This window comes from Enterobacter cloacae complex sp. SHL012 (genome assembly GCF_049237505.1).
GTDB classification, from domain to species: Bacteria; Pseudomonadota; Gammaproteobacteria; order Enterobacterales; family Enterobacteriaceae; genus Enterobacter; species Enterobacter kobei.
This window is the reverse complement of sequence record NZ_JBMKIZ010000004.1, coordinates 432,817-445,202: the sequence shown is the minus strand read 5'-3', so window position 1 is coordinate 445,202 and position 12,386 is coordinate 432,817. Positions and strand designations below refer to the sequence as shown.

Below are 12,386 nucleotides of genomic sequence, written 5' to 3'. Positions count from 1 at the left end.
CGGGTAAGGCGTAGCCGCCACCCGGCAAAAATCACACTTCTGATGCTGACACAACCCTCGGTTTTTCCGGCTTCGCTCTCACCGCCATCACCACCCCAACGACCAGCAACACAATCCCACAGGCCGTTAATACAGGCGGTACGCTCTGGCGCATCAGGAAGGTATAAAGCAGCCCGGCCAGGGTTTCGAAAACAATCAGCGGCCCCAGGATCACCGTTGGCAGTTTCTGGCTGGCAATGTTCCAGCACAGCGCGCCCACCCAGGAACACAGCACCGCAATCGCCACCATCAGGGCAACAAATACCCACGGTCTGGGTCCGAAGGGTTGGGCGAAATCGGGCTGTTGATGGCCTAACCAGAGGCACGCCCCAACATATCCCAGCAGTGAAACGGGCAATGTGACCAGGGCCTGAGCCGTCGCCCACATCATCGGATGCTTGTCCGGGTTCTCACGCAGCCAGCGCGCATTGCGCAGGGCATACCATGCCCAACACGCCACGGAAACGAAGGCCAGCAAAATGCCGGAGCCGTAACGCCACAGATCAAAGTCCTCCAGCCCATGACGCAGCTCGGCAATATTGACGCATATCAGCCCTACGGCGGTACACAACAGCGCAGGCACCATTTTTGGCCACGCCAGTTTGCCATCGCGGTGGCTATAGAGCAGGTTAGCAAAGATGGGGATGACAACCGGCAGTGTGCCGATAATCATGGTCGAGACCGGGGCCCCGGTGCGTTGAATGGCACTCGCCAGGCAAACGTAATAGATGAGGTTGCCCATCATGGTCAGCGCCAGCGCGGTGCGCCAGTCCTGACGGCTAAGCTGACGCAGGCGCGCGCGTCCCAGCCATGCCAGAGGTAAGGCTATCAGCCCCAGCGCCAGATAACGTCCGGTCGACTGCAGTATTGCCGGGTATTCGGGCACGATCAGCGGGCCAACAAAAATCAGCCCCCACATCATCCCTGCCAGCAGGGCATACAACACGCCACTAATCATTTTTCCATCCCTATTGCTTCACGTTGCGCTCAGTGTAGGAGGGGCAAATGCGCGCGTATTGTATGAGATTGCGCATTAGCGCCGGGTGACCTGCTTCTGGTAGCGCACGGGCGTAATGCCGTAGCGGCGGGTAAATGCCCGGGTCAAATGCGACTGGTCGGTCAGCCCGGTCGCCGCAGCGACTTCAGCTGCGGGCATGCCGTGGGTGAGGAACGCTTTGGCGCGCCACAGGCGGATAGCCATCAGCATCTGGTGCGGCGTAACGTGGAAATGGGCTTTGAACTGGCGCTGAAAATGATACGGACTGAGCGAAACGACGTTGGCCAGCTCATCCAGCGTCAGGGAGTGCATATAGTTGTCATGCAGATACTCGCGCACACGTTCGAAGCGGTGCGCACCTTCCTGAACCACCGGCGCGTGATGGGCCAGGGGCTGAAAGGTCTCAATCAGATCCAGCAATAATCCTTTTTGCGCCAGCGGATCGTCCGTATGCCACAGGCCGTAGATGAGCCTGCCGATTTGCTGCGAGCGCTGGGGGTCAAAACGGGTCACCTCTCTGAACCACCAGTGCCGGAGGCCGGTTACCTCTTCCAGCAGGTCAGGTTCGATGTAAACCATCCGGTAGCGCCAGCCGCCTTCGGTGGCGGATTCCCCGGTGTGGATCTCGTCCGGGTTCATGGTAACGACGGATTTCTCCGGCGCGAGGTGCTGGGTACCGCGATAGCGAAAACGTTCGGCACCGGTTTCAATCGTGCCGATCCCGAAGGCTTCATGGGTGTGAGGCTCAAAGGCGTAGCGGGATATATGCGCGTGATAGAGTTCGATGCCCGGCACCTGCGCCAGATGGCGAAAGCGCGCGCTATCTCTCTTATCAATGAACTGTTCCGGTACGCCTTGCACGTTGAGCCTCCTCGTGGTCATCGCTTCATTATCAGAGATGACCCGAGGGGATGCCACAAAAAATAACCAATCTGTAACAATTACAGAATGGCTTTAATGCTCTCCGCCAGCGGCGTGGTCGGGCGGCCGATCAGTGTGCTCAGGGTATGGCTGTCGTCAAACAGGCCGCCTTTGGATGCACCCACGTCGGAGTCCGCGAGCATATCCGCCAGCCCCGCAGGCAGACCCACCCCCTTCAGCGCGGCGGCAAAATCGGCTTCGCTGAGATTCTGATAGGTCACCGGCTTCCCGCTCTGTTTGCTGAGTTCAGCCGCCAGCTCGCTCAGCGTCCAGCCGTGGTCGCCAGCCAGTTCATATACCTTGCCAGCATGACCCTCTTCAGCGATCACTTTGGCTGCGGCGGCGGCGTAGTCTGCACGGGTTGCAGAGGCAATTTTGCCTTCGCCTGCCGCACCTATAAACACGCCATGCTCAATCGCCGGTGGCGCGCTTGCCAGATAGTTTTCGGTATACCAGCCATTGCGCAGCAGGGCATAAGGAATGCCGGACGCCGCCAGCGCTTTCTCCGTCTCGACGTGTTCAACGTGCAGGCCCAGCGGGGAGCGATCCGCATGCAGCAGGCTGGTGTAGGCGATGAATTTCACGCCAGCGGCTTTGGCGGCGTTAATGACGTTCTGATGTTGGGTTGCACGCTGGCCGACTTCGCTGGAGGAGATCAGCAGCAGCTTATCCACGCCGCTCAGCGCGGCGGTGAAGGCGGCTTCGTTCGTGTAATCCGCCTGACGAACTACAATTCCCTGCTGGCTTAAGGCGTCGGCTTTCGCCGGGTTACGGACAATGGCGACAATCTCGTTTGCCGGAACCGTTTTCAGCAGTTCTTCAATAACGTATTGGCCAAGCTGGCCGGTAGCGCCGGTAATCGCAATCATGATGAATCTCCTTCGTGTTTGTCTGGTGTTATGGCACACTAGCACCATAGCTAACTTTTAGTAAGTACGTACAAAAAGGTAAGTATGAAAACAACGATACCGACACTCAGCGAACAAATGCGCGATGGCAACCTCTTTGCGGAACAGTGTCCTTCCCGGGAGGTGCTCAAACACGTTACCAGCCGCTGGGGCGTGCTGATTCTGCTGGCCCTGCGTCAGGGAACGCATCGCTTCAGCGATCTGCGCCGCAAAATGGGCGGGGTAAGCGAAAAGATGCTGTCCCAGTCGCTTCAGGCGCTGGAGCAGGACGGGTTTGTCGATCGCGTGTCATATCCGGTTGTGCCGCCGCACGTAGAGTATAGCCTGACGCCGATGGGGATTGAGGTCAGTGAGAAAGTAGCTGCGCTGGCGGACTGGATTGAGGTGAATACGCCGAAGGTGATGGCGAATCGGGACGATCGGGCGGCGTGACATGCCGGGTGGCGGCTTCGCCTTACCCGGCCTACCCGATCTCGTAGGTCGGGTAAGCGAAGCGCCACCCGACACAATCACCGCGACTTGCTTAGGTCAACCTGATAAATCGCGAAGCCAATATCATCGGTCGCCACCTTCTTCATCGGATACTGCGCCTTATCCTTAATGAACGCGGCGGCCTTATCGGACGGTGACGTTTCAAAGCGGATATCCAGTTTCGTATCGCTGTGGATCGGTGCCAGGCGCCAGTTGTTATCCACGGCCGGGTGAATTTCGCCCGCCTTCTTCGACTCAGCACTGATCCACGCCGCCAGTACCGAGCGGTTTTCGTCCGGTGAAGCAAAGGCGATGTGGTTATCTCCCGTACCTGCAAACTTACCGCCATAGGCGCGGTAGTTATTGGTTACCACCAGGAAGGTGGCATTCGGATCGATCGCCTTACCGTTGAAGGTCAGGTTTTTGATGCGCTCGGCCTGCGGGTTAATGGCCTGGCACTCGCCGTCATATTTCGCGGGTTGGGTAACGTCAATCTGATAATTCACGCCATCGATCACGTCAAAGTTATAGGTTCGGAAGCCATCCCAGTTAATCAGCGACTGCGGTTTACTGCTCTTCGGATCGATCTGGTTAAACTGTCCGGCAGAGCACTCCAGCCATTCCTTCACTTCTTTACCCGTCGCTTTCACCACCACCAGCGTGTTCGGATAGAGATAGAGATCGGCGGCGTTACGGAACGTCAGTTGGCCTTTCTCAACTTCGACATAGCTTGCCGGGTCGTTCTTACGCCCGCCAACTTTGAATGGCGCAGCGGCAGACAGCACCGGCAGTTTTGCCAGATCCGGATCGCCCTGAACAAAGTGTTCGGCATAGGCCTTCTGCGCCATGTTGACGACCTGAACGGTTGGGTCATCCTGCACCAGCGCCAGGAAGCTATACATATTATCGGCGGATTGGCCGATCGGCTTGCTGACGAATTCGCGGGTGGCGTCGTGATCGTGCTTCAGCACGTCGACCAGTTTTTTATCTTCAGCGGCCAGTGATTTTTTAGCCGCAGCGTCGTAAATCGGACGCGCCTCTGCTTTTGACTGAGTGACCTTCCAGCTGCCGCCGTCGTTATTGAGTACCAGATCCACCACCCCAAGGTGGTCGCCCCACATGCCCGGCATCACCGACGGCACGCCATTGAGCGTCCCTTTCTCGATGTCTGCGCCCTTAATGCTGGCAAAGTCCTTACCCGGGAAGACCGCGTGGGCGTGGCCGAACAGGATCGCATCGACGCCCGGGACTTCACTCAGATAATAAACGGAGTTTTCCGCCATGGCCTGATACGGGTCGGCGGAGAGTCCCGAGTGCGCAACCACCACCACCAGATCTGCCCCTTTTTCGCGCATTTCCGGCACGTATTTGCGCGCAGTTTCGGTAATATCGTTAACGGTCACTTTACCGTCGAGGTTGGCTTTATCCCAGGTCATGATTTGCGGCGGCACGAAGCCGATATAGCCGATTTTAAGCGTCTGTTTTTTACCGTCCCGATCGACAACCTCGGTCTCTTTAATCAGATAGGGGGTAAAGAGCGGCTTCTGCGTCTTAACGTCGATGATGTTGGCGTTAACGTAGGGGAATTTTGCGCCAGCCAGCGCATCGTGCAGGTACTTCAGGCCGTAGTTAAATTCGTGGTTGCCCAGGTTGCCGACGGCATAATCCAGCGTATTCATCGCCTTATAAACGGGATGGATCTCGCCTTTCTTTAGACCCTTCGCGGCCATGTAATCCCCGAGTGGACTACCCTGAATAAGATCGCCGTTGTCCACCAGCACGCTATTTTTCACTTCACCGCGCGCGGCATCGATCAAACTTGCCGTGCGGACCAGGCCGAATTTTTCGGTAGGGGTATCTTTGTAGTAATCGAAGTCCATTATGTTGCTGTGCAGATCGGTCGTTTCCAGAATACGCAGATCTACCGTCGCCGCCTGCACGCTCGCAGCAATCAGCGTCGCCAGAAGCGTTGCACTAAACTTAATCATCAGAGGAGTCCTTTTTTCGATCCATGCCACAAAAGAGTATGTATCTATAGCGTGTTGCTTACAGAAATGTGAATCCTGACAGAAAAAAGCGTACTGAAACCGGAATTGCTTCACAGATAGCGGAATTGTTCACATTACGATATAACTAAAACAATGAGTTAACCTCACTGCGTTAACAAAGAGGTGGAGAATGCTAGATAAAATTTGTCAACTCGCACGGGATGCGGGGGATGCCATCATGCAAGTGTATGACGGTGCAAAACCGATGGAGGTCGTCAGTAAAGCGGACGACTCCCCGGTCACGGCGGCGGATATCGCTGCGCATAAGGTCATTATGAACGGTTTACAGGCGCTGACGCCGGACATCCCCGTTCTGTCTGAAGAAGCGCCGCAGAGCTGGGATGAACGCCAGCACTGGCAGCGCTACTGGCTGGTCGATCCGCTGGACGGTACCAAAGAGTTCATCAAGCGCAACGGGGAGTTCACCGTTAATATCGCCCTGATTGAGAAGGGAAAAGCGGTGCTCGGCGTGGTTTACGCCCCGGTGATGAAGGTGATGTACAGCGCGGCGGAAGGTAAAGCCTGGAAGGAGGAGTGCGGCGTTCGTAAGCAGATCCAGGTGCGCGATGCGCGCCCACCGCTGGTGGTGATTAGCCGCTCGCACAGCGACAGTGAACTGCAGGAGTACCTGCAGCAGCTGGGGGAGCACCAGACGACGTCGATTGGTTCATCGCTGAAATTCTGCCTGGTGGCGGAAGGACAGGCGCAGCTTTATCCGCGCTTTGGGCCGACTAACGTCTGGGATACGGCGGCAGGGCACGCGGTTGCTGCGGCCGCCGGGGCGCATGTTCATGACTGGCAGGGCAAGCCGCTGGACTATACCCCGCGTGAATCCTTCCTCAACCCCGGCTTCCGCGTCTCGATTTATTGAGCCAACAGCTTGTGCAGCAGGGCGACGACCTGCTGCACCTCTTCCTGGGTCAACGCGCCGTCTTTCACCCACTGGACGCGACCTTCCTTATCCAGCACGATAATCGCGGAACTCTCTTCCTCCAGCTGCCAGGCCTTACGGGTGACTCCGTTGCTGTCGACGATAAACTGCGACCACGGATAGAGCTTCTTATTACTCTCAAGGCTTGAACGCACAAACATCCCGGAGCCGGGAATCGCGTCATCGGTGTTCACAATCGTGGTGGTCTGGTAGCGATCGTGCGGGAATTTTGCGGCCTTGATCGCTTCCACCAGGTTGGCATTTTTCTCTTTTGCAGATGTACGACCGGCAATATGTTGTACAACTCTCACTTTGCCTGCGAGCTGCGCGCTATTCCAGGCTTTATAGCTAAACTTATCATTGTCGAGAATCAATTCTCCCCGGTCAGCAATGCCGACTGGCGGGACACGTTGTCCTTTTTCAATGTTGTGAGCGCAAGCCCACAGGGGCAGCAGCAGACAAGCTGCTGCAAGGATGTTACGTAGGGTCATGGCGTTTCCTTATTGTTTGCAGGTGATCCGACCACTTGGTCTTACGCTTTTAATGATAAGTGCGATCAATGTGGTTTTCCCGCAATCCCAATGCCAGTTTGCGGGTGAACGCACATATCCATGAAAAAACGACGGCTTATACTGCTCTCAGTCACGCTTTGCAAAGATTATTCTGAATAATTGTAATCAAACGGTAAATAAACTTATGCACACTGGGTAACACCGTAGTTCTGGTCTATAGTCATTGGGCATCAAAATTTGCGCTCAGGACAGTCGGGCTGATTGTGGCACCGCAAGAGCGTATGATTCGCAGGAGATACAAGAATGAAAATTTTCCAACGCTACAACCCGCTTCAAGTGGCGAAGTACGTGAAGATCCTGTTCCGTGGACGGTTGTACATCAAGGATGTTGGCGCTTTTGAATTTGATAAGGGCAAGATCCTTATCCCAAAAGTGAAGGACAAACAGCACCTGTCTGTGATGTCCGAAGTCAACCGTCAGGTTATGCGTCTGCAAACTGAGATGGCTTAACCAACGTGCTATGCAGTAGTTAAAAAGACGGCTCCCAATGGGAGCCGTTGATGTATATGGGTCTTACGCCGACACCTTATCTTCTGCGTCAGGCATCCGCGGCACCAGCACGGTCGGTTTGTTGTCGATGCGCGTCACCAGCAGCTGGTCGATGCGGTAGTTATCAATGTCCACCACCTCAAACTTGTAGCCGGAGAACTTCACCGAATCGGTACGTTTCGGGATTTTGCGCAGCATAAACATCATAAAGCCGCCGATGGTTTCGTAATTACCGGACTGCGGGAACTCGTCGATGTCCAGCACGCGCATGACGTCTTCAATCGGTGTACCGCCATCAATCAGCCACGAGTTATCGTCACGCTGAACAATCTGCTCCTCCAGCCCCTGGCCCACCAGGTCGCCCATCAGCGTGGTCATCACGTCGTTCAGCGTAATGATCCCCACCACCAGCGCGTATTCGTTCATGATGACGGCGAAGTCTTCCCCGGCGGTTTTGAAACTTTCCAGCGCTTCCGAGAGCGTCAGGGTGTCTGGCACGATCAGGGTGTTGCGGATCTGCACGCCGCTGTTGAGCGCCAGGCTCTGGTTTGCCAGCACGCGGTTGAGCAGGTCTTTGGAGTCGACGTAACCGATGATGTGGTCGATATCTTCATTACAGACCAGGAACTTAGAGTGCGGATGCTGTGCCACTTTGTTCTTCAGGCTCTGCTCATCCTCATGCAAATCGAACCAGATAATGCTTTCACGGCCCGTCATGGAAGAGGGCACGGTACGGGATTCCAGTTCGAATACGTTCTCAATGAGTTCGTGTTCCTGCTTACGCAGCACCCCGGCCAGCGCGCCAGCTTCCACCACCGCATAGATGTCGTCAGAGGTGATGTCGTCTTTACGCACCATGGGCAGCTTGAAGATGCGGAAAATCACGTTTGCCAGGCCGTTGAAGAACCATACCAGCGGACGGAACACGAACAGGCAGAAGCGCATCGGGTTGATGATACGCAAAGCCACAGCTTCTGGCGCAATCATACCGATGCGTTTCGGGGTCAGGTCAGCGAAGAGGATGAACATGCCGGTAACCAGCGTGAAGGAGAGAATAAAGCTCAACTGCTCGGCCAGTTCGGCGGACATGTACTGCACAAACAGGCTGTAAAACGCCGGCGAAAACGCTGCATCGCCCACGATACCGCCGAGAATGGCGACCGCGTTCAGGCCAATCTGCACCACGGTGAAGAAGGTGCCGGGGTTCTCCTGCATTTTGAGAATGCGGGAGGCGTTGATGTTGCCTTCATCAGCAAGCAGCTTCAGTTTGATTTTACGGGAGGCGGCCAGCGAAATCTCCGATATCGAGAAAAATGCACTGACGGCAATCAGACAAAGTATTACTAAAATACTGTTTAACATAGTTTATCCGGCTTCTCGCCAGATCCTCGGAAGGGAAGTTGATACCATTTGTGTGGAAACACATTGAACGTCAGCTCGTAGCGTTGAGCCGATTATTTCAGCGGGTAGTATAGCGTAAAGAGATGTAAACCTGCCAGAGGTCACATTTTGACGCTTAAGTACCGAGAAGTGTTGTGCTTAGGAATTGATGGGAACCATTCTCATTTAAAGAGGGTTTTCATGCAATCTTTACCAGATCTTTATCCAATCTTTATACAGCAAAATGTGCGTTTTTTAGACAGGACAGCTTCCTCTGAACGCTCTTTTATGTGGCAGCGTCGATTAGCTGGGAAACTTCTTCGAGTTAGCCTACGCACTCAGGACAGAAATGTGGCTCAGTATCGTGCCGTAAAGCTCACTGAAGCCTTTATAAGGCTCTCTCAGCTAATGGGAAATACAAATCCACTATTGATTCGTGAAACGCTTCTAAAGGCCAGAGATAAGCAAATAGAGGATGAATTTTTATCCGCTGTATCTGCATGTCATGTCTCGCCGCATCCAGTAATACAAGAAAAGAGCATTTCCCCTTTATTGTCATCAGTACTTAATGAGTGGCTTGAGGAGATGAGTTCTGATTGGGCGAAAAGTACCAAAGTGCTTAATGAGAGAACGGTGAATGGTTTCCTGGAATGGTGTGGGGATATCCCAGTTGCTTCAGTTACGAAAAAGACGGTGAGTACTTATAAAAAGTTTCTTGATAAGTCGGGTAAGTCACCTCGATCCAGACAAGATGCCATTATTAAGGTTTCTGCGATGTTCAATTTTGCTATGAAGCAACGTGATTACATCGTGAAGAATCCTTTTTTGGGGATGAACTATAAGAATGTTGAAAATGTGAGTATTAAAACGGGTGTTTCATTAAGGGAGCATCAAAAAATAATTTCTTCTGAGCATGTTGGCAATACCAGATCCTTATGGTGGTTACTAAACCTACTTTTTTACACAGGAGTACGTATCGGTGAGGCGATCCAAATCTCTTCAAATGATTATATTGAGAAAGAAGACCAAGGAATACTCATCAAATGTATCAGCATTAATGATGCGGGTACTAAAACCGTTAAGAATAACGAGTCAATTCGCGATATACCTTTAAGTGATAGTCTTCTAAAGGCTGGTATATGGGAAGAGAAACCAATATATCATTGGGTTAATAATTCATCTGCAAGTAATGCCGTAAGCAAGGCTTTCAAAAAAGCAGGCATGAAACATACAGCACATGACTATAGATATGGTTTGTCAGACCGATTGAGAGATCTTCAAGAAGTACCAGACCATATAAGATTCTCGATACTTGGACATGCTCATCGAACAATGACGGATAGAACATACAGGAGTAAACAACCACTTCTGCAAATGAAACAAGTGATTGATCGTATCTGAATTAAAAGCAAGCACATGGATGTGTTATCGGGAGGTACATTACTTTAAATCATTCGTGAAATTCTTTCCCTTTATATCCTATACTAAAAGGGGTAATGAATTTATAAAAATGTGAGGTTTAAATTATGAGAATGAAAGAATATTATTATGATAAGGCACTATCTTATTATAAGTTATTAGAAGAAGAGTATGAATGTATTATAAAGAATGAGGAAAGAGTCTTTTCTAAAGACAGCAATAAGAAGTTGTTAATAAAATCAAATATAAGCAATGCTAAAAAATAATCCACATTCATTTTTATTTTATGAGTTTTTATATGTGCTGAATATTTTTGTCACTGTTTATTTTTATTCTTTGGTTATAATGTTGAAATTTACATCATATTTTCAATGGGTAACCGATTCCTTAGTTTTTATCTTTTACAATAGAAACAGGTGCGTTGCTATTATTCCATAATCTAAAGGCGGGTTACTTAGCAACACTTAGTAATACAACCCATTAAATATAAATGTACTAAAAAACACATATTTCTTTCCCTATAAATATCGGTAGATATTTATAGGGAGAGAAGAAAAAAATGAAATGAATTTAAATAATGTCCTATACTATATGTATAGTTAAAAATCCTGTTGGTGTACCCGTTAGTCGTGGGTTAATGATAAGAGCGTCATTATCCTTGGTATAATAAATTAAAACCTGATCCTATCGACAAGTAGATGGCAGATGAGTTGTTCAACAGAACGCAGTGCAAATGAAACCCGTGCAAATTTCCCGAGCGTAAATTCCAGACAAAAAAGACGAAAACGCAGGAGTCACGGCAATGTGGCACTATAAAGGAATCGGATAATACCCCGTAGATTCCCTTGATAGACATATAAGGCCAATCCTTACCAAATGGTATAAGGGAGTCTATTACTTCTAATAGATTCTGTGGCGAATTTATACAATATAGATCCGTCCAGAATTTGAGAAGTACTTAGACGCTTATAGGAGTTATTCATACAGCTTTTATAAGAAGAGTAGTGATGAACTACGACCGTTGCAGAGAATGGCGATAGGAAGAAACAGGGCAACCCGCTTCCGCTTGAGTACAATATAGTTGTATTCAAAATTCGCTGTATGAAATGTTGATAAGTATCAGCGTCAAGAAATACAAACTAATTGTATATCTTGAATTTCTTCCTCCCTCAGTGGGGGATCGAAATGTATCAAAGAAATCCCGTCAAGGAGTAATGCTGTTAAAGCTAATCAGTACATCAATAAATGTCCTATCAAAAAAATAATATCCAATGAATTGATATTCGAGTTGAAGCGAACGCCGTGAGATTCAATCGAATGAAATTCCTGGCTCGCTTGTAAAGCGGGACAGTCAAAAAATGCATTAAATGGAAGTATTAATTCAGTTAGATATCGTTAGGATTGAAGCGGATGATCTCTGCTTATAGCGACCTCTTGCTATGTTCTCCTGATTAATTGGGTTATGTACTATAGCGAGAACTTCCACCTTTCCCTACCTTGGGTAGGTTTGTTAACGGTGATTGGTGGAAGTACTAATTGTGCTAATTAACTTTGTTAATAATCATCACTACAGCACCAATGACATTGATACTTTTCATATCTTCAAAAGCGACTGCGATTGACGGATAATTGTCATTATCACTCAGTAAGCGTACTCCCTCCATGAGCACCTGTACTCTCTTAAACAAATAATTCCCGCTCTGTTTTAATACAACAAGTTTGTTATCGGTTAAATCTGTATCGTTAGTATCAATGAGTAGCACTGCACCCGTAAGAAAAGTAGGAGTCATTACATCGGTATTGACCCTGATGGCACGCAGAGAGTGTAAACCCTTCACCTCAACCAGTTGAGCATCAAGTTTCAACATTTCATCGGCATGATCAATAAAAGGTACACATATGACATCTGAATCAGTGACGCCCATGCTCGATTGTTGGCCTGTAGCCAGCCACTCAATAGAGACATTGCCTGCTTTTGCCAAGAGTACCAAGTTATCCAGTGTAGGGCTTGATGAACCGTGCATGTAGTTGTGAACAGTACTATAGCCAATACCCGCACGTTTTGAGAACTCTCTACCCGTTGTTCCAAGTTCTGCTATGACGTGCTTTAAGCGTTCACTGAACTCTTTAGTACTCTGCTTTTTATTGTTCATTCTATCGCCATTCAACTTAAGGAATTGTATTCCTGATTCGATTTGACTTGTTCATTTT

General features: G+C 50.3%; 11 protein-coding genes. 4 read left to right on the top strand and 7 right to left on the bottom strand.

Annotated elements, in window-relative coordinates; genetic code table 11:
* Positions 1–31: 31 nt before the first annotated feature.
* The 3 genes from ACOTY9_RS16585 to ACOTY9_RS16575 form a co-directional block, all read right to left on the bottom strand.
* Positions 32–997: a DMT family transporter gene (locus tag ACOTY9_RS16585; RefSeq protein WP_014882250.1), complete on the bottom strand. Its 966-nt coding sequence runs from the start codon at positions 995–997 to the stop codon at positions 32–34.
* 75 nt (positions 998–1,072) lie between these two features.
* Positions 1,073–1,897, bottom strand: coding sequence for an AraC family transcriptional regulator (locus ACOTY9_RS16580; protein WP_348565832.1), 825 nt, complete (start codon positions 1,895–1,897; stop codon positions 1,073–1,075).
* Positions 1,898–1,977: 80 nt separating this feature from the next.
* Complete coding sequence (locus ACOTY9_RS16575) at positions 1,978–2,826, bottom strand: SDR family oxidoreductase (protein WP_014882252.1); 849 nt, start codon at positions 2,824–2,826, stop codon at positions 1,978–1,980.
* 84 nt (positions 2,827–2,910) lie between these two features.
* Between ACOTY9_RS16575 and ACOTY9_RS16570 the strand changes: the two genes are divergently transcribed.
* On the top strand, positions 2,911–3,297 hold the full coding sequence (locus ACOTY9_RS16570) for a winged helix-turn-helix transcriptional regulator (RefSeq protein ID WP_023331869.1): 387 nt from the start codon (positions 2,911–2,913) through the stop codon (positions 3,295–3,297).
* Between the two features lie 77 nt (positions 3,298–3,374).
* Here the strand turns inward: ACOTY9_RS16570 and ACOTY9_RS16565 are convergent, their stop codons facing one another.
* On the bottom strand, positions 3,375–5,324 hold the full coding sequence (locus ACOTY9_RS16565) for a bifunctional 2',3'-cyclic-nucleotide 2'-phosphodiesterase/3'-nucleotidase (protein ID WP_023331870.1): 1,950 nt from the start codon (positions 5,322–5,324) through the stop codon (positions 3,375–3,377).
* 190 nt (positions 5,325–5,514) lie between these two features.
* On the opposite strand from ACOTY9_RS16565, the gene cysQ reads away from it, so the two are divergent.
* Positions 5,515–6,255 carry a 3'(2'),5'-bisphosphate nucleotidase CysQ gene (gene cysQ / locus ACOTY9_RS16560; protein WP_014882255.1) on the top strand — a complete coding sequence of 247 codons (741 nt, stop codon included), beginning with the start codon at positions 5,515–5,517 and terminating at the stop codon, positions 6,253–6,255.
* Here cysQ and ACOTY9_RS16555 read toward each other — a convergent pair.
* Entirely contained in the window at positions 6,249–6,806 is a 558-nt protein-coding gene (locus ACOTY9_RS16555; protein ID WP_014882256.1) for a YtfJ family protein, read from the bottom strand. The two genes, cysQ and ACOTY9_RS16555, sit on opposite strands and share 7 nt — an antisense overlap.
* Positions 6,807–7,130: 324 nt before the next feature.
* On the opposite strand from ACOTY9_RS16555, the gene ACOTY9_RS16550 reads away from it, so the two are divergent.
* A complete protein-coding gene (locus ACOTY9_RS16550) occupies positions 7,131–7,337 on the top strand; it encodes a DUF1107 domain-containing protein (protein ID WP_003856054.1) in 207 nt (68 codons plus the stop codon).
* Positions 7,338–7,400: 63 nt separating this feature from the next.
* Here the strand turns inward: ACOTY9_RS16550 and ACOTY9_RS16545 are convergent, their stop codons facing one another.
* Entirely contained in the window at positions 7,401–8,738 is a 1,338-nt protein-coding gene (locus ACOTY9_RS16545) for a hemolysin family protein (RefSeq protein ID WP_014882257.1), read from the bottom strand.
* A 219-nt stretch (positions 8,739–8,957) separates the two neighbouring features.
* Between ACOTY9_RS16545 and ACOTY9_RS16540 the strand changes: the two genes are divergently transcribed.
* Positions 8,958–10,157: a tyrosine-type recombinase/integrase gene (locus tag ACOTY9_RS16540; protein WP_130939679.1), complete on the top strand. Its 1,200-nt coding sequence runs from the start codon at positions 8,958–8,960 to the stop codon at positions 10,155–10,157.
* Between the two features lie 1,559 nt (positions 10,158–11,716).
* Here ACOTY9_RS16540 and ACOTY9_RS16535 read toward each other — a convergent pair.
* Positions 11,717–12,328 (bottom strand): XRE family transcriptional regulator, encoded by a 612-nt coding sequence (locus ACOTY9_RS16535; protein WP_223539916.1) that lies wholly within the window; start codon positions 12,326–12,328, stop codon positions 11,717–11,719.
* Positions 12,329–12,386: the final 58 nt, after the last annotated feature.